At 59.0% G+C, this 25,614-nt stretch carries 29 protein-coding genes; 16 read left to right on the plus strand and 13 right to left on the minus strand.

Annotated features, from left to right (window positions below; genetic code table 11):
• Positions 1–22 precede the first annotated feature (22 nt).
• From CKW26_RS19405 to CKW26_RS19415, 3 genes are read left to right on the plus strand one after another with little or no spacing between them, the layout of a single operon-like run.
• A complete protein-coding gene (locus CKW26_RS19405; protein ID WP_016984162.1) occupies positions 23–463 on the plus strand; it encodes a hypothetical protein in 441 nt (146 codons plus the stop codon).
• Between the two features lies 1 nt (position 464).
• A complete protein-coding gene (locus tag CKW26_RS19410; protein WP_095049752.1) occupies positions 465–1,076 on the plus strand; it encodes a superoxide dismutase in 612 nt (203 codons plus the stop codon).
• A gap of 30 nt (positions 1,077–1,106) precedes the next feature.
• A complete protein-coding gene (locus CKW26_RS19415; RefSeq protein WP_095049753.1) occupies positions 1,107–2,000 on the plus strand; it encodes a ZIP family metal transporter in 894 nt (297 codons plus the stop codon).
• A 79-nt stretch (positions 2,001–2,079) separates the two neighbouring features.
• Here the strand turns inward: CKW26_RS19415 and CKW26_RS19420 are convergent, their stop codons facing one another.
• The 10 genes from CKW26_RS19420 to CKW26_RS19465 form a co-directional block, all read right to left on the minus strand.
• Positions 2,080–2,355: an HPr family phosphocarrier protein gene (locus CKW26_RS19420; protein ID WP_008085079.1), complete on the minus strand. Its 276-nt coding sequence runs from the start codon at positions 2,353–2,355 to the stop codon at positions 2,080–2,082.
• Positions 2,356–2,370: 15 nt separating this feature from the next.
• Positions 2,371–3,228 carry an RNase adapter RapZ gene (gene rapZ, locus CKW26_RS19425; protein ID WP_038357533.1) on the minus strand — a complete coding sequence of 286 codons (858 nt, stop codon included), beginning with the start codon at positions 3,226–3,228 and terminating at the stop codon, positions 2,371–2,373.
• Between the two features lie 2 nt (positions 3,229–3,230).
• On the minus strand, positions 3,231–3,695 hold the full coding sequence (ptsN, locus tag CKW26_RS19430; protein WP_095049754.1) for a PTS IIA-like nitrogen regulatory protein PtsN: 465 nt from the start codon (positions 3,693–3,695) through the stop codon (positions 3,231–3,233).
• An 11-nt stretch (positions 3,696–3,706) separates the two neighbouring features.
• Positions 3,707–4,015 carry a ribosome hibernation-promoting factor, HPF/YfiA family gene (gene hpf, locus CKW26_RS19435; protein ID WP_008085073.1) on the minus strand — a complete coding sequence of 103 codons (309 nt, stop codon included), beginning with the start codon at positions 4,013–4,015 and terminating at the stop codon, positions 3,707–3,709.
• A 73-nt stretch (positions 4,016–4,088) separates the two neighbouring features.
• Positions 4,089–5,582, minus strand: a complete 1,494-nt coding sequence (locus tag CKW26_RS19440; RefSeq protein WP_038357535.1) for an RNA polymerase factor sigma-54 — start codon at positions 5,580–5,582, stop codon at positions 4,089–4,091.
• A gap of 187 nt (positions 5,583–5,769) precedes the next feature.
• Positions 5,770–6,495, minus strand: coding sequence for an LPS export ABC transporter ATP-binding protein (gene lptB / locus CKW26_RS19445; protein WP_008085069.1), 726 nt, complete (start codon positions 6,493–6,495; stop codon positions 5,770–5,772).
• Positions 6,495–7,040 (minus strand): lipopolysaccharide transport periplasmic protein LptA, encoded by a 546-nt coding sequence (gene lptA / locus CKW26_RS19450; RefSeq protein ID WP_038357536.1) that lies wholly within the window; start codon positions 7,038–7,040, stop codon positions 6,495–6,497. The genes lptB and lptA overlap by 1 nt, the downstream gene beginning before the upstream one ends.
• Entirely contained in the window at positions 7,027–7,599 is a 573-nt protein-coding gene (gene lptC / locus CKW26_RS19455; RefSeq protein WP_038357537.1) for an LPS export ABC transporter periplasmic protein LptC, read from the minus strand. The genes lptA and lptC overlap by 14 nt, the downstream gene beginning before the upstream one ends.
• 8 nt (positions 7,600–7,607) lie before the next feature.
• A complete protein-coding gene (locus CKW26_RS19460; RefSeq protein WP_095049755.1) occupies positions 7,608–8,132 on the minus strand; it encodes an HAD family hydrolase in 525 nt (174 codons plus the stop codon).
• Positions 8,132–9,106: a KpsF/GutQ family sugar-phosphate isomerase gene (locus CKW26_RS19465; protein ID WP_007912405.1), complete on the minus strand. Its 975-nt coding sequence runs from the start codon at positions 9,104–9,106 to the stop codon at positions 8,132–8,134. The genes CKW26_RS19460 and CKW26_RS19465 overlap by 1 nt, the downstream gene beginning before the upstream one ends.
• A gap of 275 nt (positions 9,107–9,381) precedes the next feature.
• On the opposite strand from CKW26_RS19465, the gene CKW26_RS19470 reads away from it, so the two are divergent.
• The 10 genes from CKW26_RS19470 (at position 9,382) to hisC (ending at position 17,338) form a co-directional block, all read left to right on the plus strand.
• Entirely contained in the window at positions 9,382–10,191 is an 810-nt protein-coding gene (locus tag CKW26_RS19470) for an ATP-binding cassette domain-containing protein (protein WP_007912403.1), read from the plus strand.
• Positions 10,191–10,988 carry a lipid asymmetry maintenance ABC transporter permease subunit MlaE gene (gene mlaE, locus CKW26_RS19475; protein ID WP_064119368.1) on the plus strand — a complete coding sequence of 266 codons (798 nt, stop codon included), beginning with the start codon at positions 10,191–10,193 and terminating at the stop codon, positions 10,986–10,988. The genes CKW26_RS19470 and mlaE overlap by 1 nt, the downstream gene beginning before the upstream one ends.
• Positions 10,988–11,455 carry an outer membrane lipid asymmetry maintenance protein MlaD gene (gene mlaD, locus CKW26_RS19480; protein ID WP_007912400.1) on the plus strand — a complete coding sequence of 156 codons (468 nt, stop codon included), beginning with the start codon at positions 10,988–10,990 and terminating at the stop codon, positions 11,453–11,455. The genes mlaE and mlaD overlap by 1 nt, the downstream gene beginning before the upstream one ends.
• A gap of 11 nt (positions 11,456–11,466) precedes the next feature.
• A complete protein-coding gene (locus CKW26_RS19485) occupies positions 11,467–12,114 on the plus strand; it encodes a phospholipid-binding protein MlaC (protein ID WP_007912390.1) in 648 nt (215 codons plus the stop codon).
• Positions 12,111–12,416, plus strand: a complete 306-nt coding sequence (locus tag CKW26_RS19490) for a lipid asymmetry maintenance protein MlaB (protein ID WP_034154488.1) — start codon at positions 12,111–12,113, stop codon at positions 12,414–12,416. The genes CKW26_RS19485 and CKW26_RS19490 overlap by 4 nt, the downstream gene beginning before the upstream one ends.
• 115 nt (positions 12,417–12,531) lie before the next feature.
• Positions 12,532–12,771, plus strand: coding sequence for a BolA family protein (locus CKW26_RS19495; RefSeq protein WP_008085051.1), 240 nt, complete (start codon positions 12,532–12,534; stop codon positions 12,769–12,771).
• 22 nt (positions 12,772–12,793) lie between these two features.
• Positions 12,794–14,059, plus strand: a complete 1,266-nt coding sequence (gene murA / locus CKW26_RS19500; RefSeq protein ID WP_007912385.1) for a UDP-N-acetylglucosamine 1-carboxyvinyltransferase — start codon at positions 12,794–12,796, stop codon at positions 14,057–14,059.
• A gap of 124 nt (positions 14,060–14,183) precedes the next feature.
• Positions 14,184–14,819 carry an ATP phosphoribosyltransferase gene (hisG, locus tag CKW26_RS19505; RefSeq protein WP_007912384.1) on the plus strand — a complete coding sequence of 212 codons (636 nt, stop codon included), beginning with the start codon at positions 14,184–14,186 and terminating at the stop codon, positions 14,817–14,819.
• Positions 14,820–14,944: 125 nt separating this feature from the next.
• Positions 14,945–16,282, plus strand: a complete 1,338-nt coding sequence (gene hisD / locus CKW26_RS19510) for a histidinol dehydrogenase (RefSeq protein WP_095049756.1) — start codon at positions 14,945–14,947, stop codon at positions 16,280–16,282.
• A 3-nt stretch (positions 16,283–16,285) separates the two neighbouring features.
• Positions 16,286–17,338 carry a histidinol-phosphate transaminase gene (gene hisC, locus CKW26_RS19515; protein WP_095049757.1) on the plus strand — a complete coding sequence of 351 codons (1,053 nt, stop codon included), beginning with the start codon at positions 16,286–16,288 and terminating at the stop codon, positions 17,336–17,338.
• A gap of 193 nt (positions 17,339–17,531) precedes the next feature.
• On the opposite strand, the gene CKW26_RS19520 is transcribed toward hisC, so the two are convergent.
• The 3 genes from CKW26_RS19520 to algW form a co-directional block, all read right to left on the minus strand.
• Positions 17,532–18,251, minus strand: coding sequence for a DUF4198 domain-containing protein (locus CKW26_RS19520; protein WP_095049758.1), 720 nt, complete (start codon positions 18,249–18,251; stop codon positions 17,532–17,534).
• A 12-nt stretch (positions 18,252–18,263) separates the two neighbouring features.
• On the minus strand, positions 18,264–20,369 hold the full coding sequence (locus CKW26_RS19525; protein ID WP_095049759.1) for a TonB-dependent siderophore receptor: 2,106 nt from the start codon (positions 20,367–20,369) through the stop codon (positions 18,264–18,266).
• Positions 20,370–20,457: 88 nt separating this feature from the next.
• A complete protein-coding gene (algW, locus tag CKW26_RS19530; protein WP_038357545.1) occupies positions 20,458–21,615 on the minus strand; it encodes a Do family serine endopeptidase AlgW in 1,158 nt (385 codons plus the stop codon).
• A gap of 103 nt (positions 21,616–21,718) precedes the next feature.
• Between algW and CKW26_RS19535 the strand changes: the two genes are divergently transcribed.
• From CKW26_RS19535 to cysN, 3 genes are all read left to right on the plus strand, one after another.
• On the plus strand, positions 21,719–22,477 hold the full coding sequence (locus CKW26_RS19535) for a Nif3-like dinuclear metal center hexameric protein (RefSeq protein WP_095049760.1): 759 nt from the start codon (positions 21,719–21,721) through the stop codon (positions 22,475–22,477).
• Positions 22,478–22,724: 247 nt separating this feature from the next.
• Positions 22,725–23,642, plus strand: a complete 918-nt coding sequence (gene cysD, locus CKW26_RS19540) for a sulfate adenylyltransferase subunit CysD (protein WP_007912374.1) — start codon at positions 22,725–22,727, stop codon at positions 23,640–23,642.
• A gap of 9 nt (positions 23,643–23,651) precedes the next feature.
• Positions 23,652–25,550: a sulfate adenylyltransferase subunit CysN gene (cysN, locus tag CKW26_RS19545; protein WP_095049761.1), complete on the plus strand. Its 1,899-nt coding sequence runs from the start codon at positions 23,652–23,654 to the stop codon at positions 25,548–25,550.
• Positions 25,551–25,614: the final 64 nt, after the last annotated feature.

The following is a 25,614-nucleotide window of genomic DNA, read 5'->3' on the forward strand; positions in this document are numbered from 1 at the left end:
GCAACCGCTTTGGAGGCTCACCATGGAGCACTGGAAACGCACGATCGAACGGGCCAATCGCTGCTTCATGCTCGGCGAACTGATCGACGCCCGTGAGGCTTACCTGCAAGCCCTGGCCCTGGCGCAAGTGTTGTTCGAACGCTGGGCGGATGCCGACGAGGCGGTGGCGGCTTGCGTCATCTCCCACCACAACCTGGCCGATCTGCACTTGCGCCTGAATCAGCCGGAGGAGAGCGCCGAATACCTCTGCGCCATCCATCAACGCTTGTTGCAGACCATGCAGGACGAACGTCAGCGCCTGGCCTTGCGTGAAGCAGCGCTGCGCCAGAGCAGCAAGACTTACGTCGAGCTGTTGAATTTCATCAGCGAGCACGGTGAATACCCGCGCACCCAACGCCTGCTGCATCCGGATACCGGCAATGCGCGCCGCGCGCCTGCCCCCCATCACCATGGAGTCCATTGAAATGGCTTTTACCTTGCCTGCCTTGCCTTACGCCTACGACGCGCTCGAACCGCACATCGATGCGCAGACTATGGAGATCCACTACACCAAGCATCACCAGACCTACATCAACAACCTCAACGCCGCCGTTGAAGGCACTGAATACGCCGAGTGGCCGGTGGAAAAACTCGTCGCTAGTGTTCAGCAATTGCCGGAAAAACTGCGTGCGGCGGTGATCAATCAGGGCGGCGGTCACGCCAACCACTCATTGTTCTGGGAGGTCATGGTACCCAACGGTGGCGGCAAACCCGACGGTGCGCTGGCCAAGGCCATCGATGAGCAATTGGGCGGCCTCGACAGTTTCAAGGAAGCCTTCACCAAAGCCGCGCTGACCCGCTTTGGTAGCGGCTGGGCCTGGCTGAGCGTGACCCCGGAGAAAAAACTGGTGGTGGAAAGCAGCGGCAACCAGGACAGTCCGTTGATGAATGGCAATACGCCGATTCTCGGACTCGATGTCTGGGAGCACGCCTACTACCTGCGGTATCAGAACCGTCGGCCGGAATACATCAACGCTTTTTACAACGTGATCAATTGGCCTGAAGTCGCTGCGCGTTATCAGGCTGCGCTGGTTTAAGTCTTCTATAAAAACAATCCAAGGCTGACTATGGGCACTGAAACACTGGCGATCGGAAGTGGGCGTATGTTTCGTTACGCAGTAGGATCGCTGTTGCTGTTGGCGGGCATGACTTTGCTGGTCGCCCACGGACTGGAATGGCTGAATCTGGAACCGAGGCTGTTGCGGGCGTTGCAGGGCGGCGCGATCTGCGCCCTCGGCACGGCGCTCGGAGCTGTGCCAGTGCTGGTGATTCGGCGGATGCCGCAGACACTCAGTGATACGTTGCTGGGTTTTGGTGCCGGGGTGATGCTCGCGGCGACGGCGTTTTCGCTGATCGTGCCGGGCATTGCTGCCGCCGAAAACCTCGGACTGACACCGTGGGGCGCCAGCGGCCTGATCTGCTTAGGCATCATGCTGGGTGCGTTCGGGCTGTATCTGGTCGATCGCAAGGTTTCCGGCGCGTCCCCGGAAATGCTCGTCGGCACCGTCGAGCATCCGGTGATTCCGCCACGTATCTGGCTGTTCGTGTTCGCCATCATTGCCCATAACATCCCTGAAGGCATGGCCGTTGGCGTTTCTGCTGGCGGCGGCATGCCGGATGCGGACAGCCTGGCCATGGGTATCGCTTTGCAGGATGTCCCGGAAGGTCTGGTGATTGCGCTGGTGTTGGCCGGGGCGGGGATGTCGCGGGTCAGGGCGTTTCTGATCGGCGCGGCGTCAGGTCTGGTCGAACCGGTGTTTGCGCTGTTGTGTGCCTGGCTGGTCAGTCTGGCGCAGGTGTTGTTGCCGTTAGGTCTGGCATTGGCTGCGGGGGCGATGTTGCTGGTGGTGACGCACGAAGTGATTCCCGAGTCGCGACGCAATGGTCATGACAAACTGGCCAGTCTTGGTCTGTTGATCGGGTTTTGTCTGATGATGGTGATGGATACGGCGTTGGGTTGAAGATCAAAAGATCGCAGCCTGCGGCAGCTCCTACGAGGGGATTGGTGCGACATGGGCTGCGACTTTTTGATTTTGGCTGTCAGCCGCCTTCGTCGAAGTAGTTGTTGATCAACGCCACCAGCGCATCCAGCGCTTCCTGTTCCTGATGCCCTTCGGTACTCAGATAGATCTTGGTGCCCTTGCCAGCCGCCAGCATCATCATCGCCATGATGCTTTTGCCATCAACCGTGGTCTCTGGTGTACGACCCACTCTGATCGTGCAATCCGGATACTGCCCGGCCACTCCAACAAACTTGGCCGATGCGCGGGCATGCAGGCCCAGCTTGTTGATGATTTCGATTTCCAGAGCAGGCATCGCGGTGTGAATCCTTTAAGTGAGGTCGCGGTGGCGAACCTGGACGTTCTTCAGGGTTTTCTGCAGGGCCTGACCCAGACGTTCGGTCAGGTAGACGGAGCGGTGATGCCCGCCGGTGCAGCCAATGGCAATGGTGACGTAAGCGCGGTTGCTCGCGGCGAAGCGCGGCAGCCACTTGTGCAGGTAGGTGAAGATGTCCTGAAACATTTCTTCGACCTCCGGCTGTGCCGCCAGGTATTCAGCCACCGGCGCATCGAGACCCGATTGCGCGCGCAGTTCCGGCTTCCAGTATGGATTGGGCAGGCAGCGCACATCGAATACCAGATCCGCGTCTACCGGCATGCCGCGCTTGAAGCCAAAGGACTCGACCAGAAATGCGGTCCCCGGCTCCGGTTGGTTCAGCAGACGCAGCTTGATGGAGTCGCGCAACTGGTACAGGTTCAGATTGGTGGTGTTGATCTTCAGGTCGGCGAGGTCGGCAATCGGGCCGAGCAGGGCGGTTTCATCCTGGATCGCCTCGGCCAGTGAGCGGTTGGCGTTGCTCAGCGGGTGACGACGGCGGGTTTCGGAGAAACGCTTGAGCAGGGTTTCTTCGTCGGCGTCCAGATACAGGACGTCGCATTGGATGTGTTTGGCCCGGACATCTTCAAGCAGTTCGGGAAAGCGTGTCAGGTGGCTCGGCAGGTTGCGCGCATCGATGGACACGGCTACCAGCGGCTGCGCCAGTTCCGTGTGAATCAGCGCGCGTTCGGCCAGTTCCGGCAGCAAACCTGCGGGCAGGTTGTCGATGCAGTAATAGCCGTTGTCCTCAAGGACATCCAGAGCCGTACTTTTACCCGAGCCGGAACGGCCGCTGACGATGATCAAGCGCATGATTAGTGCCCGTTCTGCTCGTCCAGGACAACCTGATACAAGGCTTCATTGCTTGGAGCGCTGCGCAGTTTTTCACGCACTTCCTTGCGATCGAGCATGCTCGCGATCTGGCGCAGCAGCTCCAGGTGCGCATCGGTGGCAGCCTCCGGGACCAGCAAAACAAACAGCAGGTCAACCGGTGCGCCGTCAATGGCGTCGAAATCAATCGGAGCATCAAGGTGCATCAGCGCACTGATCGGTGCAGTGCAACCCTTGAGGCGGCAATGGGGAATGGCGATGCCGTTACCAAAACCGGTGGAACCGAGTTTTTCACGGGCAATCAACGCCTCGAAGACATCTTGCATCTCCAGATCCGCCACTTCGCGGGCGATCAGGTTGGCAATTTGTTCGAGGGCTTTCTTTTTACTGCCGCCCGGCACGTTCACGAGGGAACGGCCGGGGGTCAGGATACTTTCAAGTCGGATCATGGGGTGGGGGGTTATCGACCGGTAGCGCCCTGGAGCAGGCTCTGGGTCTTTTCCTTATGCTTTTTGAGTTGTTTATCCAGCTTGTCGGTCAAGGCGTCGATCGCCGCGTACATATCGGTATGTTCCGCGTTGGCGACCACTTCGCTGCCGGGTATATGCAAGGTGGCTTCGATTTTCTGCTTCAGCTTTTCGACGCACATCGTGACTTGCACGTTGGTGATCTTGTCGAAATGGCGCTCCAGTCGTTGGAGTTTTTCCTCGATGTAGGAACGCAGAGGTTGGGTCACTTCCAGTTGGTGTCCACTGATGTTGACTTGCATACAGCTTCTCCTTCGTTGCCAGTGCATAAAGCGGCAGGCCGGATAGCCTGCCACTGGAACGCTGTAACGTGGCTTACATCAACCGCTTGCGTTCGCTCGAAGGCGCGATCCCGAGGGATTCGCGGTACTTGGCGACGGTGCGGCGAGCCACCTGAATGCCTTGTGCCTCCAGTAAACCAGCGATCTTGCTGTCACTCAACGGCTTTTTCTGATTTTCCGCGGCAACCAGTTTTTTGATGATCGCGCGGATCGCCGTGGACGAGCATTCGCCGCCTTCGGAGGTGCTGACGTGGCTGGAGAAAAAGTATTTCAGTTCATAAATACCGCGCGGGGTATGCATGAATTTCTGTGTGGTCACCCGGGAAATGGTCGATTCGTGCATGCCGACCGCTTCAGCGATGTCGTGCAGAACCAACGGCTTCATGGCTTCGTCGCCGTACTCCAGAAAACCGCGTTGATGCTCGACGATCTGGGTAGCTACTTTCATCAGGGTTTCGTTGCGGCTCTGCAGGCTCTTGATGAACCAGCGGGCTTCCTGCAACTGATTGCGCATGAAGGTGTTGTCGGCGCTGGTGTCGGCGCGACGGACGAAACCGGCGTACTGGGCGTTGACGCGCAGGCGCGGTACCGATTCCTGATTCAGCTCGACCAGCCAGCGCTCGTTGTCCTTGCGCACGATGACGTCAGGGACAACGTATTCGGCTTCAGTGGATTCGATTTGCGAGCCAGGGCGCGGATTGAGGCTTTGCACCAGTTCGATGACCTGGCGCAGCTCGTCTTCCTTGAGCTTCATGCGGCGCATCAACTGGCTGTAGTCGCGACTGCCGAGCAGGTCGATGTAATCGCTGACCAGACGTTTCGCTTCCGCCAGCCACGGCGTCTTGGCGGGTAGCTGACGCAATTGCAGCAGCAGGCATTCGCCAAGGTTGCGCGCGCCGATACCGGCCGGTTCGAATTGCTGGATGCGGTGCAGGACGGCTTCGATTTCATCGAGTTCGATGTCGAGTTCCGGATCGAACGCCTCGAGGATTTCCTCGAGGGTTTCGTCCAGGTAGCCCTGATTGTTGATGCAATCGATCAGGGTCACGGCGATCAGGCGATCGGTGTCGGACATCGGTGCCAGGTTCAGTTGCCACAGCAGGTGGCTTTGCAGGCTCTCGCCGGCGGACGTGCGGGTGGTGAAGTCCCATTCGTCGTCATCGCTGCTGGGCAGGCTGCTGGCGCTGGTCTGGTAGACGTCTTCCCAGGCGGTGTCGACCGGAAGTTCGTTGGGGATACGCTCGCTCCAGTCACCTTCCTCCAGGTTGTCCACCGTGGGCGCGGTTTCCTGATACGAGGGTTCCTGGATCTCGGTGTTGGGCTTCTGTTCGGCGTTGTCGGCCATGGGATCGGAATTGTCGAAGTCGTCGCCTTCTTCCTGGCGTTCGAGCATCGGATTGGATTCCAGAGCCTCCTGGATTTCCTGTTGCAGATCCAGGGTCGACAATTGGAGCAGGCGGATGGCCTGTTGCAGCTGCGGTGTCATCGTCAGCTGCTGGCCCATTCTCAAGACTAGCGATGGTTTCATGGCAGGGGCTTAACACCTTATTCGCCGGCGCTATGCGCCATCCACTACAGGGCGCCGGGGCGCCAAACTTAAGCAAATTATATGCCTGAAACTGAAGTGTTTGCCTAGAGCGCTGTAACAATTAAAGCGTATTAATTCCTGCTTGAATCGATACAGCGCCCGGGCGGCGCACCGGGCACTGTTACGCTTACAAGCGGAACTCGTGGCCCAGATACACTTCCTTGACCAGATCGTTGGCCAGGATGGTTTCTGCATCGCCTTCGGCGATCAGTTGACCATCGTTGACGATGTAAGCGGTTTCGCAGATGTCCAGCGTCTCACGGACGTTGTGGTCGGTGATCAATACACCGATGCCCTTGGCCTTGAGGTGGTGGATGATCTGCTTGATGTCGCCGACCGAGATCGGATCGACACCGGCGAACGGTTCGTCGAGCAGGATGAATTTCGGTGCCGTTGCCAGCGCGCGAGCGATTTCCACCCGGCGACGTTCACCACCGGACAGGCTCATGCCAAGGTTGTCGCGGATGTGGCTAATGTGGAATTCCTGCAGCAGGCTTTCCAGCTCCTTGCGACGGCCGGCCTTGTCGAGCTCCTGACGGGTCTCGAGGATGGCCATGATGTTATCGGCCACCGACAGTTTGCGGAAGATCGACGCCTCTTGCGGCAGATAGCCAATACCGGCCTTGGCGCGACCGTGCATCGGCTGGTGGCTGACGTCCAGATCGTCGATCAGCACGCGACCCTGATCGGCCTGTACCAGGCCGACGATCATGTAGAAACACGTGGTCTTGCCGGCGCCGTTCGGGCCGAGCAGGCCGACGATCTGGCCGCTGTCGATCGACAGGCTGACGTCACGCACGACCTGGCGGCTTTTATAGGCCTTGGCCAGGTGCTGAGCTTTCAGAGTTGCCATTACTGGGTTTTCTCGTCGGTTTTCTTCTTCGGCTGGATCACCATGTCGATGCGCGGACGCGCCTCGGTGACCTTGCTGCCGGTAGCACGACCAGCGCTGGCCAGTTTCTTCACGGTGTCGTAGACGATTTTCTCGCCCTGAGTGACGTTGCCGTCTTTGTCGACGACCTTGGCCTTATCGATCAGCACGACGCGGTTTTGCTGGGCGTGGTATTGAATCGTCACGCCGTAGCCTTGAACCGGTTTGGTGTCGCCCTGGGTTTGCAGCTGCTCGAAATAAGCCAGGTTGCCCACGGAGGTCACTACGTCGATATCTCCATTCGGGGCGCGAGTCATGGTGACGGTGTTGCCTTTAACGATCATCGAACCTTGGGTGATGATCACATCACCTTTATAGGTGGCGATGCCGTTCTTGTCGTCCAGTTGGGCGTCGTCGGCCTGAATGCGGATAGGTTGCTGCTGATCGTTCGGCAGAGCCCAGGCGCTCACGCTTCCCAGTGCTGCGCCCAGACTGAGCAAAATAGGGAGGGTTTTAACGAGCCTCATACTGTCCTCTTACGTTCGATAGCAGGTGTATCCTGCTTTCCTTCAGGTACGCTTTCATTCCAACGCCAGTCGATACACCGCCAGCGCCGTCGATTCTAACGGGTTGCTCGGTCTGCGCATATTCCTGCTGCGGGAACACGGTCATGCGAGTGGAAGTGATCAGGATGTCACGCTTCTTTTCATCGGTGCGCGCAACGCGTACCGAATCGATCAGTTCGACTTCGGTGCCGCCTGAGTTCACTTCACCGCGCTCACTGGTCACGTGCCACGGGAATTCTGTTCCGCGATACATGTTCAGGTCGGGTTTGGTCACGAGCGTGACGTCGGTTGCCTTCACGTGCTCGGCTTTTTCGGACGTCATTTCATACTGCACCTTGCCATCCGGCAGGTATTGCAGGGTATGCGTGTTGGTTGCATACCAGTCGATAGGCGTTTCAACCGAGGTGACCGGTGGTTTGTCGAGAAAGCGTTCCGGGCTGATATTCCAATAGCCGACCGCTGCGAAAATCGCAGCGATGCAGCCAAACAGCAGGAAGTTACGAAATTTTTTGCTGAACATGGTTTGGCTCACAGGTACGCGGCGTTGGCCGCATCGAGGCGGCCCTGGGCGCGCAGGATCAATTCGCAGAATTCGCGGGCGGCGCCTTCGCCACCACGGGCCCGGGTTACGCCATGGGCGTGTTCGCGGACGAAATCGGCGGCGTTGGCTACGGCCATGCCCAGACCAACACGGCGAATCACCGGAAGGTCGGGCAGATCGTCACCGAGGTAGGCGACTTCTTCATAGCTTAGGCCCAGTTGCGCAAGCAGGCCGTCGAGCACGACCAGTTTGTCTTCACGGCCCTGAAACAGGTGGGGAATCCCCAGGTTTTTCGCTCGACGTTCAACGACGGGTGTCTTGCGACCGCTGATGATAGCGGTCTGCACGCCGGCGTTCATCAGCATTTTGATGCCTTGACCGTCGAGGGTGTTGAAGGTCTTGAACTCGCTGCCGTCTTCAAGGAAGTACAGGCGACCGTCGGTGAGGACGCCGTCGACGTCGAAAACCGCCAGTTTGATCGCTTTGCCGCGTTGCAGCAGATCGTTGCTCATTACATGACTCCTGCGCGCAGCAGATCGGAGAGGTTGAAGGCGCCGACCGGGCGATCTTCCTCGTCTACGACTACCAATGCGTTGATTCGGTGATCTTCCATGATTTTCAGGGCTTCGGCGGCCAGCATTTCCGGGCGGGCAGTCTTGCCGTGGGCCGTCATTACCTGGTCGATGGTGGCGCTGCGGATGTCGATGCTGCGATCCAGCGTGCGGCGCAAGTCGCCGTCGGTGAAGATCCCGGCGAGTTTACCGTCGGTTTCAAGGATGACGGTCATGCCCAGACCTTTACGGGTCATTTCCATCAGTGCGTCCTTGAGCAGCGTGCCGCGTTGGACTTGCGGCAACTCTTGTCCGGCGTGCATGACGTTTTCCACTTTCAGCAGCAGGCGACGGCCGAGGGCGCCACCCGGGTGCGAGAAAGCGAAATCTTCGGCGGTGAAGCCGCGTGCTTCCAGCAGTGCCACGGCCAGTGCATCGCCCATGACCAGTGCTGCGGTCGTCGACGAGGTCGGTGCCAGGTTCAGCGGGCAGGCTTCATGCTCGACATGAACATTGAGATTGACCTCGGCAGCCTTGGCCAGCGGCGATTGCGGGTTGCCGGTGACGCTGATCAACTGGATGCCCAGACGCTTGATCAACGGCAGCAGGGTTACGATTTCATTGGTCGAGCCGGAGTTCGACAGGGCCAGAATCACATCGTCACGAGTGATCATGCCCATGTCGCCATGACTGGCTTCGGCCGGGTGGACAAAAAAGGCCGGGGTGCCGGTGCTGGCCAGGGTGGCGGCAATCTTGTTGCCGATGTGCCCGGACTTGCCCATGCCGACCACGACTACACGGCCTTTACTGGCCAGAATCATCTCGCAAGCGCGTACGAAATCGGCGTCGATATGGGGCAACAAGCCTTGTACGGCTTCCACTTCGAGTTGGATGGTGCGTTGTGCCGATTGAATCAGGTCGCTGGATTGGCTCATGTCAGAAATCGTATAGCCCGATGAAAAGGCGGCGATTATAGCGGTTATGTTGCAAAGCCTCACGCAAGTTCGTCGTGCTTTGTCATTACTCGTTACCAAAACCCGGGAAAAGAGCCTGCGCACCTGTCATATCGCCGAACGCAGGCTGGTACAAGCCTTGGGCGCGTAGCCTTTGCAGTGATATAGTTCGCCGCCAGTTCGGCCTGCCCGGGATGTACGTACTTTTTAAGTAAAGACAGGCGTCCGAGTGAGAGGCTGCATCGCAAGGAGTTTAGATGAGTGCCGATAACGCCTACGCGGTCGAGCTGAAGGGAGTCTCCTTCAAGCGCGGTGCGCGCAGCATTTTCAATAACGTCGATATTCGCATACCGCGCGGCAAGGTCACCGGCATCATGGGACCTTCCGGGTGTGGCAAGACCACGCTGCTGCGATTGATGGGGGCACAACTGCGCCCTGCCAGCGGCGAAGTCTGGGTCAACGGCCAGAATCTGCCTGCGCTTTCGCGCAGTGATCTGTTCGATGCGCGAAAGCACATGGGTGTGCTGTTTCAAAGCGGCGCGCTGTTCACCGATCTCGATGTTTTCGAGAACGTGGCTTTCCCCCTGCGTGTTCATACCGATTTGCCGGAAGAAATGATCCGCGACATCGTCCTGCTCAAATTGCAGGCGGTCGGTCTGCGCGGTGCCATCGAGTTGATGCCGGATGAACTGTCCGGTGGCATGAAGCGCCGCGTCGCACTGGCGCGAGCTATTGCGCTCGATCCGCAGATCCTCATGTACGACGAACCGTTCGTCGGGCAGGACCCGATCGCCATGGGCGTGCTGGTCCGTCTGATTCGCCTGCTCAACGACGCGCTGGGGATCACCAGTATCGTGGTGTCCCACGATCTGGCCGAAACCGCGAGCATTGCCGACTACATCTATGTCGTCGGTGATGGTCAGGTGCTGGGGCAGGGTACGCCGGACGAGTTGATGAACTCGGACGAGCCGCGTATCCGTCAGTTCATGACCGGCGATCCCGATGGCCCGGTGCCGTACCATTTTCCCGCGACGGATTACCGCGCAGATCTTCTGGGGAAGCGCTGATGCGCAGAATTTCATTAATAGAACGCGTACGCCGGTTCGGCGAGTCTGCGATCGACGCCGTCGCGGTGTTCGGTCGTGCGACGCTGTTCCTGTTTCATGCCTTGCTGGGGCGTGGTGGTATCAGCGGCGGTTTTGGTCTGTTGGTCAAACAGTTGCACTCGGTCGGCGTGATGTCGCTGGTGATCATCGTCGTTTCGGGTATTTTCATCGGCATGGTGCTGGCGCTGCAGGGCTTCAGCATTCTGTCGAGCTACGGTTCGGAGCAGGCCGTGGGGCAGATGGTTGCGCTGACCTTGCTGCGTGAGCTGGGGCCGGTGGTGACTGCGCTGTTGTTTGCCGGTCGTGCCGGTTCGGCACTGACCGCCGAGATCGGCAACATGAAGTCCACCGAACAGCTGTCCAGCCTGGAAATGATCGGTGTCGATCCGCTCAAGTACATCATTGCCCCGCGCCTGTGGGCCGGCTTCATTTCCCTGCCGGTGCTGGCGATGATTTTCAGTGTGGTAGGCATCTGGGGCGGCTCGTGGGTGGCCGTCGACTGGCTGGGTGTGTATGAAGGCTCTTATTGGGCGAACATGCAGAACAGCGTGAATTTCACCAGTGATGTGCTCAATGGCGTGATCAAAAGTATTGTTTTCGCCTTTGTAGTGACCTGGATTGCCGTATTCCAAGGCTATGACTGTGAGCCCACTTCCGAGGGCATCAGTCGTGCCACCACCAAGACCGTGGTGTTTGCCTCGCTGGCAGTGCTCGGCCTGGACTTTATTCTGACCGCTTTGATGTTTGGAGATTTCTGATGCAAAACCGCACCCTGGAAATCGGTGTCGGCCTGTTCCTGCTGGCAGGGATCCTGGCTTTGTTGCTGCTTGCTTTGCGGGTCAGTGGTCTGTCTCCGACGTCGACCACCGACACCTATAAACTTTATGCCTACTTTGACAATATTGCCGGTTTGACGGTCAGAGCCAAAGTGACCATGGCCGGTGTAACTATCGGCAAGGTCACGGCGATCGATCTGGATCGCGACAGCTTCACCGGTCGGGTCACTCTGCAAGTGGATAAAAAGGTCGACAATCTTCCGACCGACTCCACAGCGTCTATCCTGACCGCTGGTCTGCTGGGCGAGAAGTACATCGGTATCAGCGTCGGCGGGGAAGACAAACCGTTAAAGGATGGTGGAACCATCCATGACACGCAGTCGTCACTGGTACTGGAAGACCTTATCGGTAAATTCCTGCTCAATACCGTTAGCAAAGACGCCAAATGAGGAGCTTTTGAATGATCTCTATCTTGCGACGCAGCCTGTTGGTGCTGTTGGCGGCCTTGCCGTTGATGGGTAACGCCGTGGCTGCTGCGACTTCGGCACATGATCTGGTGCAGGACACCACCACCCGGTTGCTGGCCGACCTGGCTGCCAACAAAGAGAAATACAAGCAGGACCCGACGGATTTCTACACGGCGCTCAACAACATCGTCGGGCCAGTGGTGGATGCCGAAGGCATTTCCAAGAGCATCATGACGGTCAAGTACTCGCGCAAGGCCACGCCTGCGCAGATGCAGACCTTCCAGGAAAACTTCAAGAAAGGCCTGTTCCAGTTCTACGGCAACGCTCTGCTTGAGTACAACAACCAGGGCATCACCGTTGACCCTGCCAAGGACGAATCGGGCGATCGCACCAGCGTAAACATGACCGTCAAGGGCAGCAGCGGCGCAATCTATCCTGTGCAGTACACGCTGGAGAAGATCAACGGCGAGTGGAAACTGCGCAACGTGATCATCAACGGCATCAACATCGGCAAACTGTTCCGCGATCAGTTCGCCGACGCGATGCAGCGCAATGGCAACGATCTGGACAAGACCATCAATGGTTGGGCCGGGGAAGTGGCCAAGGCCAAAGAAGCCACCGAAAAGAACCCCGCGCAATGAATGAGGCCGCAGTTCGTATGAGTGATGTCGACGAGCTTCTGCTTAGCGGAGTGCTGGACTATCGCACCGGCGCTGACCTGCGCAAGCAAGGCCAGGCGCTGATCAAGTCCAGCAAGGCCTCTTCGCTGGTGATCGATTGCTCGGCGGTGAAGAAGTCCAGCAGCGTCGGTTTATCGTTGCTGCTGTGCTTCATGCGCGATGCGAATGCGGCCGGCAAGGCTGTCAGCATCCGTGCGATGCCCGAAGATATGCGCGAAATTGCTCAGGTCAGTGAACTGACCGAACTGTTGGCGCACCCCTGAACCCACATCTATAAAGAAGCCCCCCGTCAGAGTCCTGCCATGCGGGGTTCGCAGGCGCGGGGCTTTTTTGTATGATGTCCGACCCGTGCGCACAGGGCGCCGATTGAGGTTGAGCATGCAGGCCGTAGAAGTGAAGAGCTTCCTTGAAGGAAAGCTGCCCGGAACGTTGGTAGAAGTTGAGGGCGAAGGCTGCAATTTCCAGCTGAACGTGATTAGCGATGAACTGGCGGCGTTGAGCCCGGTGAAGCGTCAGCAGCAGGTCTATGCCCATTTGAACCCATGGATCACCGATGGCAGCATCCATGCGGTCACTATGAAATTTTTCAGCAGCGCGGCCTGGGCCGAGCGCACCTGAGCCTAAGGGCGTCGAGATTCTTATGGATAAATTGATTATTACCGGTGGCGCTCGTCTTGATGGCGAGATCCGCATTTCCGGCGCAAAAAACTCCGCCCTGCCGATCCTGGCCGCCACCCTGCTGTGCGATGGCCCGGTGACCGTTGGCAACCTGCCGCACCTGCACGACATCACCACCATGATCGAGCTGTTCGGTCGCATGGGCATCGAGCCGGTGATCGACGAAAAACTCAGCGTCGAAATCGACCCGCGCACCATCAAGACCCTGATCGCCCCGTACGAACTGGTGAAAACCATGCGTGCGTCGATCCTGGTACTGGGCCCGATGGTTGCTCGTTTCGGTGAAGCCGAAGTCGCACTGCCTGGCGGTTGCGCCATCGGTTCGCGTCCGGTCGACCTGCACATCCGTGGCCTCGAAGCCATGGGCGCGGTGATCGACGTCGAAGGCGGCTACATCAAGGCCAAGGCGCCTGAAGGTGGCCTGCGCGGTGCACACTTCTTCTTCGATACCGTCAGCGTGACCGGTACCGAGAACATCATGATGGCCGCTGCTCTGGCCAAGGGCCGCAGCGTGCTGCAGAACGCTGCTCGCGAGCCTGAAGTGGTCGACCTGGCGAACTTCCTCAACGCCATGGGCGCCAAGGTGTCCGGCGCTGGTACTGACACCATCACCATCGATGGCGTCGAGCGTCTGGGTTCGGCTTTCTATAAGGTCATGCCTGACCGTATCGAAACCGGCACCTACCTGGTCGCCGCTGCCGTGACCGGCGGTCGCGTCAAGGTCAAGGACACCGATCCGACCATCCTCGAAGCCGTTCTGGAAAAACTCCGTGAAGCCGGCGCAGAAATCACCTGCGGTGAAGACTGGATCGAGCTGAACATGCACGGCAAGCGTCCGAAAGCCGTCAACGTGCGCACCGCGCCGTACCCGGCGTTTCCGACTGACATGCAAGCGCAGTTCATCTCGCTCAACGCCATTGCCGAAGGCACCGGTGCCGTGATCGAGACGATCTTCGAAAACCGTTTCATGCACGTGTACGAACTGCACCGCATGGGTGCCAAGATCCAGGTCGAAGGCAATACCGCCATCGTCACCGGTACTGAAGTTCTGAAAGGCGCGCCAGTGATGGCGACCGACCTGCGTGCTTCGGCCAGCCTGGTAATCTCGGCACTGGTTGCCGAAGGCGATACTTTGATCGACCGCATCTACCACATAGACCGTGGTTACGAGTGCATCGAAGAAAAACTGCAGATGCTGGGCGCCAAGATCCGTCGCGTTCCGGGCTGATTGCTGCATTGGGACACAGGGACGTGTCCACTGATTTTAAGAGTCGAGCCGGTTTCCGGCTCGATGTATGTCCGGCGCCGATTGCGACCGGACATGAGTACCTTGATAAGGACTGACGTTTCCCATGTTGACCATCGCACTGTCCAAGGGCCGCATCCTTGACGACACCCTGCCGCTTCTTGCCGAAGCGGGCATCGTGCCGACCGAGAATCCGGACAAGAGCCGCAAGCTGATCATTCCCACGACCCAGGACGACGTTCGTCTGCTGATCGTGCGCGCCACCGATGTGCCGACCTATGTCGAGCATGGCGCGGCCGACCTTGGCGTTGCCGGTAAAGACGTGTTGATGGAATACACCGGCCAGGGTCTGTACGAGCCACTGGATCTGCAGATCGCCCAGTGCAAGCTGATGACCGCCGGCAAGATCGGCGCGCCGGAGCCAAAAGGCCGTCTGCGCGTGGCGACCAAATTCGTCAATGTGGCCAAGCGTTACTACGCCGAGCAGGGCCGTCAGGTCGACATCATCAAGCTCTACGGCTCAATGGAGCTGGCGCCACTGATCGGTCTGGCCGACAAGATCATCGACGTGGTCGACACCGGCAACACCCTGCGCGCCAACGGCCTGGAACCTCAGGAACTGATCGCCACGATCAGCTCGCGCCTGGTGGTCAACAAGGCTTCGATGAAAATGCAACACGCCCGAATCCAGGCGTTGATCGATACCCTGCGCAACGCAGTGGAATCGCGACACCGCGGCTGATTCACCTGCGCGACGTTAAGTCGCGCCCGTCTATCCGCCTCATAGCCAGAATCTCAGGTGCCCAAGCGGAAACGACTGCTAAGTTAGGGCGCCTGAGTTTTTGCCATTCCTATGAGGCTCTCGCTATGACCGCACCGACTGCAATTCGCCGACTCAACGCTGCTGACCCGGATTTTGCGCATCATCTGGATCATCTGCTGAGCTGGGAAAGTGTGTCTGACGACTCGGTCAATCAGCGCGTGCTAGACATCATCAAGGCTGTGCGCGAACGCGGCGACGCGGCGCTGGTCGAGTTCACCCAAAAGTTTGATGGCCTTGAAGTCGCTTCGATGGCTGACCTGATCCTGCCGCGTGAGCGTCTGGAACTGGCTTTGACCCGCATCACCGTGCCCCAGCGCGAAGCCCTGGAAAAAGCCGCGGCCCGTGTGCGCAGCTACCACGAAAAACAGAAGCAGGATTCCTGGAGCTACACCGAAGCTGACGGCACTGTACTGGGCCAGAAGGTCACGCCGCTGGATCGCGCAGGCCTGTACGTGCCGGGTGGCAAGGCGTCGTACCCGTCGTCGGTGCTGATGAACGCGATTCCGGCCAAGGTCGCCGGCGTGACCGAAGTGGTCATGGTCGTGCCGACCCCGCGTGGTGAAATCAATGAACTGGTGCTGGCGGCCGCATGCATCGCTGGCGTCGACCGGGTGTTCACCATCGGTGGTGCGCAAGCCGTCGCTGCGTTGGCCTACGGCACCGAAAGTGTTCCGCAAGTCGACAAAGTCGTTGGCCCGGGCAACATCTATGTCGCCACTGCCAAGCGTCACGTGTTCGGTCAGGTCGGCATCGACATGATTGCCGGCCCTTCGGAGATCCTCGTGGTGTGCGACGGCCAGACAGATCCGGACTGGATCGCCATGGACTTGTTCTCGCAAGCCGAGCACGACGAAGACGCCCAGGCGATTCTGGTCAGCCCGGATGCCGAATTCCTCGACAAGGTCGCTGCGAGCATCGACAAGCTGCTGCCGACCATGGATCGCTCCACCATCATCCAAACCTCGATCAATGGTCGTGGTGCGTTGATTCACGTGAAGGACATGGCCCAAGCCATCGAAGTCGCCAATCGCATTGCACCGGAGCACCTGGAATTGTCGGTCGCCGATCCGCAAGCCTGGCTGCCGCAGATCCGCCACGCCGGCGCGATCTTCATGGGCCGTCACACCTCCGAAGCGCTGGGCGACTACTGCGCAGGCCCGAACCACGTACTGCCGACCTCGGGCACCGCGCGGTTTTCTTCGCCGCTGGGCGTATACGACTTCCAGAAGCGTTCGTCGATCATCTTCTGCTCGGAGGCCGGAGCTTCCGAACTGGGTAAAACTGCATCGGTGCTGGCCCGTGGCGAGTCGCTGAGCGCCCACGCGCGCAGTGCTGAATACCGCATCAAAGACGAAGACTTTCTAAAAGGGCAGGGGAACTGAGCGATGAGTAAATTCTGGAGCCCGTTCGTCAAGGATCTGGTGCCCTACGTGCCGGGCGAACAACCGAAGCTGACCAAACTGGTCAAGCTCAACACCAATGAAAACCCGTACGGCCCGTCGCCAAAAGCCTTGGCAGCGATGCAGACCGAACTGAATGACAACCTGCGTCTGTACCCGGACCCGAACAGCGACCTGCTGAAAACCGCCGTCGCCCAGTATTACGGTGTGCAGAGCAATCAGGTTTTCCTCGGCAACGGTTCGGACGAAGTGCTCGCGCACATCTTCCACGGTCTGCTGCAACACGATCAGCCACTGCTGTTCCCGGACATCAGCTACAGCTTCTATCCGGTTTACTGCGGTTTGTACGGCATCGAGTTTGATGCGGTGCCGCTGGACGCGCAGTTCCAGATCGATCCGGCCGACTACGCCAAGCCGAATGGCGGGATCATCTTCCCTAACCCGAACGCGCCAACCGGCTGCCTGCTGGCACTGGACGCGGTTGAGCAGATACTCAAGGCCAGCCCGGATTCGGTAGTGGTTGTGGATGAGGCGTACATCGACTTCGGCGGCGAGACGGCGATCAGTCTGGTGGACCGTTATCCGAACCTGCTGGTGACGCAGACCCTGTCCAAGTCGCGTTCGCTGGCGGGTTTGCGCGTTGGTTTCGCGGTCGGGCATCCGGATCTGATCGAGGCGCTGGAGCGGATCAAGAACAGCTTCAACTCCTATCCGTTGGATCGTCTGGCGATTGTCGGGGCGGCAGCGGCGTTCGAAGATCGTGAGTATTTCGACAAGACTTGCCGTCTGGTCATCGAGAGCCGTGAGTGGGTGATTGCACAGTTGCAGGCCAAGGGGTTTGAAGTGCTGCCGTCGGCGGCGAACTTCATTTTCGCTCGGCACCCGCAGCATGATGCGGCGGGGCTGGCGGCCAAGCTGCGTGAGCAGGGCGTGATCGTGCGGCACTTCAAGCAGGAGCGGATTGCGCAGTTCCTGCGGATTTCGATTGGCACGCCGGAGCAGAATCAGGCGTTGATCGATGGCCTCGGCGACCTATAAAAGCAAATGCCCCTCACCCTAGCCCTCTCCCAGAGGGAGAGGGGATTGATTGGGGGATATTGCAGAGTTTCGTCGACGTGCACGATTTGTATTGAATCCATAATCGACCTGGTCTTTCAGGTCGATGCATGAAGCCTCACACCTCGGTCGGCTCCCTCTCCCTCCGGGAGAGGGCTGGGGTGAGGGTGGGTTTTTATTCGTGATGCGGTTCGCCGAGGAAGGTCAGTGAGGTGAACAAGCCGCGGCTATCCACATCTGCGCTGCCTTTCACCGGCACCTCGACCTGCGCCGCAATCACATTCAACCCTTCATTCCTCACCAACACCTGCGCCCGACCATCCTTGTCAGTCTCGGTGCTCAACGTGTTCGGTGCACTGCGATAATCGCCAATCAACTTCACCCCCGCCGCCGGTTTGCCATCGAGCAGCACCCGCACCGGTAATGATTTCCCTGGCCCCACGGTGAGCGGATCAACCTCCGGAAGAATCAGCAATTTGATCTGATCCAGTTTTGGCAACTTCGCTCCCGGCTGATAAATCGCCAGGCTGTATTTGAACGTCTGCGTCGCTTCGACAGCGCCCGGCACTTTGCTCCGGCCTTCGTTGACCCACTTTTTGTCAGCAGTCTGCGACCACATGCCGTTGTTCAGCGCCACGGCCAGGACGGCCGGAGCTTTCAGTGGTTTCAGTCGTGCGTGATCCGTCAGGCGCTCGACGCTCACCGGAATCATCTTGCCGCTCGCGTTGTAAGCCCACGCGCCGCTGATCTTCTGCGCCTTGAACGCGTTGTCCTCAGCGCCATGACCGTAGACCACTTCGATGTTGCCACGACGTTGTTCGGTCCACAGGCCATGGGCCGATACCTGACCGGCGAACAGCGCGGCGATAAGCACAAGGGATTTGCCGTATTGCATGGTGACGTCCTTTTACAGGTTGAGAGTCAGGCTGACGGTGAAATTGCGCGGCTCACCGGGGTTGACCCAGTAGTTGCTGTAGGAGCGCTCGTAATACTTCTCGTCGAAGAGGTTGTTCAGGTTCAGGCCGACAGTGACGTTGTCGCTGGCCTTGTAATGCGCGAGCAGGTCGACGGTGTGATACGCCGGCAATTTGAAGTCGCTGCCGGATTCTCCCGAGCGATCGCCGACGTAGGTGAACGCTGCACCGACGTCCGAACCACGCAAATGGCCGTCCTGAAATTCGTAAACACCGAGTAGGCTGCCGCTACGCTTGGCCACGCCGAGGATGCGGCTGCCGGTGGAAATCACCGCGTCGCCCTTGGTCACTTCGGCGTCGATGTAGGCGAAGGCGCCGATGACTCGCACCGCATCGGTGACTTGCCCGGTGACCTGCCAATCGAAGCCGCGACTGCGTGCCTTGCCCATGGCGCGGCTGGTGTCGGTGGCCGGGTCGAGGGCGAGAACGTTTTCTTTGTCGATGTGGAAGAAGGCGAGGGTGCTGCTCAGGCGTTCGTCGAACAGTTCGTTCTTGATGCCGATTTCGTAGCCGACGCCTTCTTCCGGGTCGAAGGATTTGCCGGCGGCGTCGAGGCCATTGTTCGGTTTGAACGAGGTCGAGGCGTTGGCGAACAACCCGGTTTCCGGCGTCAGTTGATAGAGCAGGCCGACCCGCTGGGTGAGCGCGTCGTGACGTTGATTACTGGTGGCGTTGCGGCTGTGATCGTCGATGTGCTGATCGAAATGCTCGAAGCGCGCGCCGACCATCCCGCGCAGTTTGTCGGTGAAGACGATCTGGTCTTGCAGGTTCAGTGCATGACTTTCGACCTGTTCGAAGAAGTCAGTACCCGAACGCGCGCCGTTGGGTTTCGGCTGGCCGTAGATCGGCTTGTAGATGTCGAGGGCGTAGGGGCCGCCAGCAATAGTGGTGACGCGCTCGTTCTTGCGGAAGTTTTCGTACTCGGTGCCAATCAGCAATTCGTGTTGCCACGGGCCGAGATCGAACAGACCGCGCAGTTCCAGTTGGGTGATGCTGTCGTGCCAGTTCGTGTCGCGCTCGCGATAGCGGCGGTTGACGGTGTGGCCGTTGGCGTTCAATGGACGACTTTCCGAAGCATCGCCCCAGAGTTTGCCTTCCTTGTAATGACTGGCCAGACGCAGCTTCCAGCTGTCGTTGAGGTGATGTTCCAGCGTGGCCTGAAGCAGATTGTTGTGGTTATCGATGTTTCCGTCGTTGGGTTCGCCAAGGAAAGTCGAGCGCGAAACACCGCTCCATTTATTGTTGGGCGCGACGATGCCGCGATCAAAGGTCGAGCTGTGACGAACGATTTCGCTTTCCACCAGCAGCGACGTGTCCGGGTTCAATTGCCAGCTGATCGAGGGCGCGACGAATACGCGCTGGCTGTCGACGTGATCGCGAAAACTGTTGTTGTCCTCAACCGCGAGGTTGATTCGCGACAGCACATCACCCTCATCATCCAGCGGTGTGTTGACGTCCAGCGCGGTGCGATAGCGATCCCAACTGCCGGCGCTGGTTTGCAGAGTGGTGAAGGCTTCGGGCTGCGGTTTTTTGGTGACGATGTTCACCGTGCCGCCGGGATCGCCTCGACCATACAGACTGGCGGCGGGGCCTTTGAGTACTTCGATGCGCTCGATATTCGCCGCGTCCGGCGTGCTCGGATAACCCCGGTTGGCGCTGAAGCCGTCCTTGTAGAACTCCGACGTGGTGAAGCCGCGCACGCTGTATTCGTACAGCGTCAGGCCGCCGAAGTTGTTTTGCTTGGATACGCCACCGGCAAAATCCAGCGCGCGCTCGACACTGGTGCTGCCCAGATCCTTGAGCACGCTGGCGGGCACTACGCTGATCGCCTGCGGTATATCGCGGATCGCGGTGTCGGTTTTGGTTGCGCTGGATGAGCGTGTGGCGCGATAGCCCTTGACCGGGCCGGTCGGCGATTCGTAGTCGGAGATGACGCTGATGGCGTCGAGTTCAAGCGGCTTGGGTTCTTCGGCGAAGGCTGGATCGACCAGCAAGCCAAGGCTCAGACCGAGCAGGGAGGCCTTTGTTCGAGACGACATGTTATGTTGTTCCAATTCTTAGAATTGAAACAATATAACATGCCTGTTGAGAATGTCTTTTATTCGCGCGGCTGGCGCGAAAAAAGTTTTATTCTTCTTTTTCTTTCACCGGCGCCGGTGGCGGACGCAGGCCGATTTCTGCGGTGAGCTTCAGTTCTTTGCCGTTGCGCATCACCTGGATCGTCACTTTGTCGGTCGGTTTGATCCGCGCAACCTGGTTCATCGAACGACGGCCATCTCCGGCCGGCTCGCCATCGATGCTCAGAATCACATCACCCAGTTGCAGGCCAGCCTTCTGCGCCGGGCCATCGCGGAAAATCCCCGCCACAACAATCCCCGGACGCCCGGACAAGCCGAACGACTCGGCCAGTTCCTGGGTCAGCGGCTGCACCTCGATGCCCAGCCAGCCACGAATTACCTGACCGTGCTCGATGATCGACTTCATCACTTCCATTGCCAGCTTCACTGGAATCGCAAAGCCGATGCCTTGCGAGCCGCCGGACTTGGAAAAGATCGCCGTGTTGATGCCGGTGAGGTTGCCATTGGCGTCGACCAGCGCACCGCCGGAGTTACCCGGGTTGATCGCCGCGTCGGTCTGGATGAAGTCTTCGTAGTTGTTCAGGCCCAACTGGTTACGCCCGGTGGCGCTGATGATGCCCATGGTCACGGTCTGGCCAACGCCGAACGGGTTGCCGATGGCCAATGCAACGTCGCCGATGCGAATGTTGTCGGAGCGGCCGACAGTGATGGCCGGCAGGGTTTTCAGATCGATTTTCAACACCGCGAGATCGGTTTCCGGGTCGCTGCCGATGACGCGGGCGAGGGTTTCGCGGCCATCTTTCAGGGCGACCACAATCTGATCCGCGCCGCTGGTCACGTGATTGTTGGTCAGAATGTAGCCTTCCGGGCTCATGATCACGCCGGAACCGAGGCTTGATTCCATGCGTTTCTGCTTTGGCGAGTTGTCACCGAAGAAGCGCCGAAACTGCGGATCCTCAAACAGCGGATGCGCCGGTTTGTTGATGACTTTGGTGGTGTAGAGGTTGACCACCGAAGGCGCGGCAATGGTCACCGCGTCGGCATAGGACACCGGGCCCTGTTGCACGCTGGTGGTTTGCGGGGCCTGTTGCAGGTTGACGTCGAGGCTCGGAAGCCCGACCCACTGCGGGTAACGCTGAATAATCAACAGAGCGATAAGCACACCGGCCAACAACGGCCAGCCGAAAAAACGCAGCGCCTTGAGCATTAAGCACGTCCTGGAAAAGTTGCAGGCGGGGTCAGACCGCCCATAATGTCGCGCATTATACGAGGCCGCGCGCGCCTCTGAACGGGATATTTAGGAGTCTTTCATGGCCGTTGCCCTCAGCACCCTCGTCGAAGAAGCCGACCGTTACCTCAGCAGCTCGAAAATTGCCGATTATTGCCCCAACGGCTTGCAGGTCGAAGGCCGGCCGCAAGTGATGCGCATCGTCAGCGGCGTCACCGCCAGTCAGGCGTTGCTGGATGCCGCCGTCGAAGCCGAGGCGGATCTGGTGCTGGTGCACCACGGTTACTTCTGGAAGGGCGAGAACCCGTGCATCACTGGCATGAAGCAGCGTCGACTGAAGACATTGCTCAAGCACGACATCAGTCTGCTCGCTTACCATTTGCCGCTGGATCTGCATCCTGATGTCGGCAACAACGTGCAACTGGCGCGTCAACTGGACATCACTGTGGAAGGGCCGCTGGACCCGGATAATCTGAAAATCGTTGGTCTGGTCGGGTCTTTGAAAGAACCGATGACCGCACGCGATTTCGCCCGCAAGGTGCAAGAAGTCATGGGTCGCGAACCTTTGCTGATAGAAGGTAATCCGATGATCCGTCGGGTTGGCTGGTGCACCGGTGGCGGTCAGGGCTATATCGATCAGGCCGTCGCGGCAGGCGTTGATCTGTACCTGAGCGGAGAAGCCTCCGAGCAGACCTTCCACAGCGCCCGCGAGAACGACATCAGCTTCATCGCCGCCGGCCACCACGCCACCGAACGCTACGGCGTACAGGCCCTGGGTGACTATCTGGCAAAACGCTTTGCTGTCGAACACATCTTCATCGACTGCCCCAACCCGATCTGATCATCACCTCTCCCCTGTGTAGGAGCTGCCGAAGGCTGCGATCTTTTGATCTTGTTTTTTAAAAGATCAGATCAAAAGATCGCAGCCTTCGGCAGCTCCTACACGGGATCGTCGCCCAAACGAGTGGGCATATTCATATGCCCTTTCGATCTAGCTGGCGTCCTGATTAGAAGAAGGTCGCTGTGCTAGGATTCCCCGCTCGAACACGGCCCGCTGGCCGTTCATAAGAAAGTTTTCGTGAGTAGCCATGGTCGACAAACTGACGCATCTGAAACAGCTGGAGGCGGAAAGCATCCACATCATCCGCGAGGTGGCCGCCGAGTTCGATAACCCGGTGATGCTGTACTCCATCGGTAAAGACTCCGCCGTGATGCTGCACCTGGCACGCAAGGCGTTCTTCCCGGGCAAACTGCCGTTTCCGGTGATGCACGTCGACACCCGCTGGAAATTCCAGGAGATGTACAAGTTCCGCGACAAGATGGTCGAAGAACTGGGCCTGGACCTGATCACCCACATCAACCCCGATGGCGTGGCGCAGAACATCAACCCGTTCACCCACGGCAGCGCCAAGCACACCGACATCATGAAGACCGAGGGCCTGAAACAGGCACTCGACAAGCATGGTTTCGACGCAGCCTTCGGCGGCGCCCGTCGCGATGAAGAGAAATCCCGTGCCAAAGAGCGCGTGTACTCGTTCCGCGACAGCAAGCACCGCTGGGACCCGAAAAACCAGCGTCCAGAGCTGTGGAACGTCTACAACGGCAAGGTCAACAAGGGCGAATCCATTCGTGTGTTCCCTCTGTCGAACTGGACCGAACTGGACATCTGGCAGTACATCTACCTCGAAGGCATCCCGATTGTGCCGCTGTACTTCGCCGCTGAACGCGAAGTGATCGAGAAGAACGGCACGTTGATCATGATCGACGACGAGCGCATCCTCGAGCACCTGTCCGACGAAGACAAAGCGCGCATCGTCAAAAAGAAAGTGCGTTTCCGTACCCTTGGCTGCTACCCGTTGACGGGCGCCGTGGAGTCCGAGGCCGAAAGCCTCACGGACATCATTCAAGAAATGCTCCTGACGCGAACTTCCGAGCGCCAGGGCCGAGTCATCGACCACGATGGCGCCGGCTCGATGGAAGATAAAAAACGTCAAGGCTATTTCTAAGGGGCTGTCATGTCGCACGTATCTGATTTGATCAGCGAGGACATCCTCGCCTACCTGGGCCAGCACGAACGTAAAGAGCTGCTGCGCTTTTTGACTTGCGGTAACGTCGATGACGGCAAGAGCACCCTGATCGGGCGCCTGCTGCACGACTCGAAGATGATCTACGAAGATCACCTCGAAGCGATCACCCGCGACTCGAAGAAAGTTGGCACCACCGGTGACGACATCGATCTGGCGTTGCTGGTCGACGGCCTGCAGGCCGAGCGCGAGCAGGGCATCACCATCGATGTCGCCTACCGCTATTTCTCCACCGCCAAACGCAAATTCATCATCGCCGACACCCCCGGCCATGAGCAGTACACCCGCAACATGGCCACCGGAGCGTCCACCTGTGACCTGGCGATCATTCTGGTCGACGCGCGTTACGGCGTGCAGACCCAGACCCGTCGCCACAGCTTCATTGCGTCCTTGCTGGGGATCAAACACATCGTCGTCGCCATCAACAAGATGGACCTGAAAGACTTCGATGAAGGCGTGTTCGAGTCGATCAAGGCTGACTACCTGAAGTTCGCCGAAGGCTTGAAGATGAAGCCGACCAGCATGCACTTCGTGCCGATGTCTGCCCTCAAGGGCGACAACGTGGTGAACAAGTCCGAGCGCTCGCCGTGGTACACCGGCCAGTCGCTGATGGAAATCCTCGAGACCGTGGAAGTGGCGGGCGATCGCAACTTCACCGATCTGCGCTTCCCGGTGCAGTACGTCAACCGTCCGAACCTCAACTTCCGTGGTTTCGCTGGCACGCTGGCCAGCGGCATCGTGCACAAGGGTGACGAAGTCGTGGTGCTGCCGTCGGGCAAAAGCAGCCGGGTGAAATCCATCGTCACCTTCGAAGGTGAATTGGAACACGCCGGTCCAGGTCAGGCCGTAACGCTGACCATGGAAGACGAAATCGACATCTCCCGTGGCGACCTGTTGGTGCATGCCGACAACGTGCCGCCGGTCACCGACAGCTTCGAAGCGATGCTGGTGTGGATGGCTGAAGAGCCGATGCTGCCGGGCAAGAAATACGACATCAAACGCGCCACCAGCTACGTGCCGGGCTCGATTGCCAGCATCGTCAACAAGGTCGACGTGAACACGTTGGAAGAAGGCCCGGCGAGCGCGTTGCAGCTCAACGAAATCGGCAAGGTGAAGATTGCGCTCGACGCGCCGATCGCCCTCGACGGTTACGAAAGCAACCGCACCACCGGCGCGTTCATCGTCATCGATCGCTTGACCAACGGCACCGTCGGCGCCGGCATGATCGTCGCGCAACCGGTGACGCATGGCACTGCCACGCATCACGGCAAACTGGCGCACGTGGCCACTGAAGAACGCGCCCAGCGCTTCGGCCAGCAACCGGCGACCGTGCTGTTCAGCGGCCTGTCGGGCGCGGGCAAGAGCACGCTGGCTTACGCCGTCGAGCGCAAGTTGTTCGACATGGGTCGTGCGGTGTTTGTACTGGATGGTCAGAACCTGCGTCATGACTTGAACAAAGGTCTGCCACAGGATCGCGCCGGGCGTACCGAAAACTGGCGTCGTGCCGCGCACGTCGCGCGTCAGTTCAACGAAGCCGGTTTGCTGACGTTGGCGGCGTTCGTCGCGCCAAGCGCTGAAGGTCGCGAGCAGGCCAAGGATCTGATCGGCAAGGATCGTCTGCTGACGGTCTACGTGCAGGCCTCGCCGGCTGTCTGCGCCGAGCGTGATCCGCAAGGTCTGTATGCCGCCGCTGGCGACAACATCCCGGGCGAATCCTTCCCGTACGACGTGCCGCTGGATGCCGATCTGGTGATCGACACGCAGACGCTGAGTCTGGAAGACAGCGTCAAGCAAGTGCTGGATCTGCTGCGCAAGCGTGGCGCGATCTAAGCGTTAGCGACAAACAAAAAGCCCGCCGATGAGCAATCATCGGCGGGCTTTTTTATTGGGGCCA

The organism is Pseudomonas sp. Irchel s3h9, assembly GCF_900187475.1.
Classification (GTDB): domain Bacteria; phylum Pseudomonadota; class Gammaproteobacteria; order Pseudomonadales; family Pseudomonadaceae; genus Aquipseudomonas; species Aquipseudomonas neuropathica.

Excerpts from the sequence above, each read along its gene's own strand:
- CKW26_RS19405 (WP_016984162.1), top strand. The coding sequence starts at position 23 with ATGGAGCACTGGAAACGCACGATCGAACGGGCCAATCGCTGCTTCATG.
- CKW26_RS19410 (WP_095049752.1), top strand. The coding sequence starts at position 465 with ATGGCTTTTACCTTGCCTGCCTTGCCTTACGCCTACGACGCGCTCGAA.
- CKW26_RS19415 (WP_095049753.1), top strand. The coding sequence starts at position 1,107 with ATGGGCACTGAAACACTGGCGATCGGAAGTGGGCGTATGTTTCGTTAC.
- CKW26_RS19420 (WP_008085079.1), bottom strand. The coding sequence starts at position 2,355 with ATGCCTGCTCTGGAAATCGAAATCATCAACAAGCTGGGCCTGCATGCC.
- rapZ (WP_038357533.1), bottom strand. The coding sequence starts at position 3,228 with ATGCGCTTGATCATCGTCAGCGGCCGTTCCGGCTCGGGTAAAAGTACG.
- ptsN (WP_095049754.1), bottom strand. The coding sequence starts at position 3,695 with ATGATCCGACTTGAAAGTATCCTGACCCCCGGCCGTTCCCTCGTGAAC.
- hpf (WP_008085073.1), bottom strand. The coding sequence starts at position 4,015 with ATGCAAGTCAACATCAGTGGACACCAACTGGAAGTGACCCAACCTCTG.
- CKW26_RS19440 (WP_038357535.1), bottom strand. The coding sequence starts at position 5,582 with ATGAAACCATCGCTAGTCTTGAGAATGGGCCAGCAGCTGACGATGACA.
- lptB (WP_008085069.1), bottom strand. The coding sequence starts at position 6,495 with ATGGCAACTCTGAAAGCTCAGCACCTGGCCAAGGCCTATAAAAGCCGC.
- lptA (WP_038357536.1), bottom strand. The coding sequence starts at position 7,040 with ATGAGGCTCGTTAAAACCCTCCCTATTTTGCTCAGTCTGGGCGCAGCA.
- lptC (WP_038357537.1), bottom strand. The coding sequence starts at position 7,599 with ATGTTCAGCAAAAAATTTCGTAACTTCCTGCTGTTTGGCTGCATCGCT.
- CKW26_RS19460 (WP_095049755.1), bottom strand. The coding sequence starts at position 8,132 with ATGAGCAACGATCTGCTGCAACGCGGCAAAGCGATCAAACTGGCGGTT.
- CKW26_RS19465 (WP_007912405.1), bottom strand. The coding sequence starts at position 9,106 with ATGAGCCAATCCAGCGACCTGATTCAATCGGCACAACGCACCATCCAA.
- CKW26_RS19470 (WP_007912403.1), top strand. The coding sequence starts at position 9,382 with ATGAGTGCCGATAACGCCTACGCGGTCGAGCTGAAGGGAGTCTCCTTC.
- mlaE (WP_064119368.1), top strand. The coding sequence starts at position 10,191 with ATGCGCAGAATTTCATTAATAGAACGCGTACGCCGGTTCGGCGAGTCT.
- mlaD (WP_007912400.1), top strand. The coding sequence starts at position 10,988 with ATGCAAAACCGCACCCTGGAAATCGGTGTCGGCCTGTTCCTGCTGGCA.
- CKW26_RS19485 (WP_007912390.1), top strand. The coding sequence starts at position 11,467 with ATGATCTCTATCTTGCGACGCAGCCTGTTGGTGCTGTTGGCGGCCTTG.
- CKW26_RS19490 (WP_034154488.1), top strand. The coding sequence starts at position 12,111 with ATGAATGAGGCCGCAGTTCGTATGAGTGATGTCGACGAGCTTCTGCTT.
- CKW26_RS19495 (WP_008085051.1), top strand. The coding sequence starts at position 12,532 with ATGCAGGCCGTAGAAGTGAAGAGCTTCCTTGAAGGAAAGCTGCCCGGA.
- murA (WP_007912385.1), top strand. The coding sequence starts at position 12,794 with ATGGATAAATTGATTATTACCGGTGGCGCTCGTCTTGATGGCGAGATC.
- hisG (WP_007912384.1), top strand. The coding sequence starts at position 14,184 with ATGTTGACCATCGCACTGTCCAAGGGCCGCATCCTTGACGACACCCTG.
- hisD (WP_095049756.1), top strand. The coding sequence starts at position 14,945 with ATGACCGCACCGACTGCAATTCGCCGACTCAACGCTGCTGACCCGGAT.
- hisC (WP_095049757.1), top strand. The coding sequence starts at position 16,286 with ATGAGTAAATTCTGGAGCCCGTTCGTCAAGGATCTGGTGCCCTACGTG.
- CKW26_RS19520 (WP_095049758.1), bottom strand. The coding sequence starts at position 18,251 with ATGCAATACGGCAAATCCCTTGTGCTTATCGCCGCGCTGTTCGCCGGT.
- CKW26_RS19525 (WP_095049759.1), bottom strand. The coding sequence starts at position 20,369 with ATGTCGTCTCGAACAAAGGCCTCCCTGCTCGGTCTGAGCCTTGGCTTG.
- algW (WP_038357545.1), bottom strand. The coding sequence starts at position 21,615 with ATGCTCAAGGCGCTGCGTTTTTTCGGCTGGCCGTTGTTGGCCGGTGTG.
- CKW26_RS19535 (WP_095049760.1), top strand. The coding sequence starts at position 21,719 with ATGGCCGTTGCCCTCAGCACCCTCGTCGAAGAAGCCGACCGTTACCTC.
- cysD (WP_007912374.1), top strand. The coding sequence starts at position 22,725 with ATGGTCGACAAACTGACGCATCTGAAACAGCTGGAGGCGGAAAGCATC.
- cysN (WP_095049761.1), top strand. The coding sequence starts at position 23,652 with ATGTCGCACGTATCTGATTTGATCAGCGAGGACATCCTCGCCTACCTG.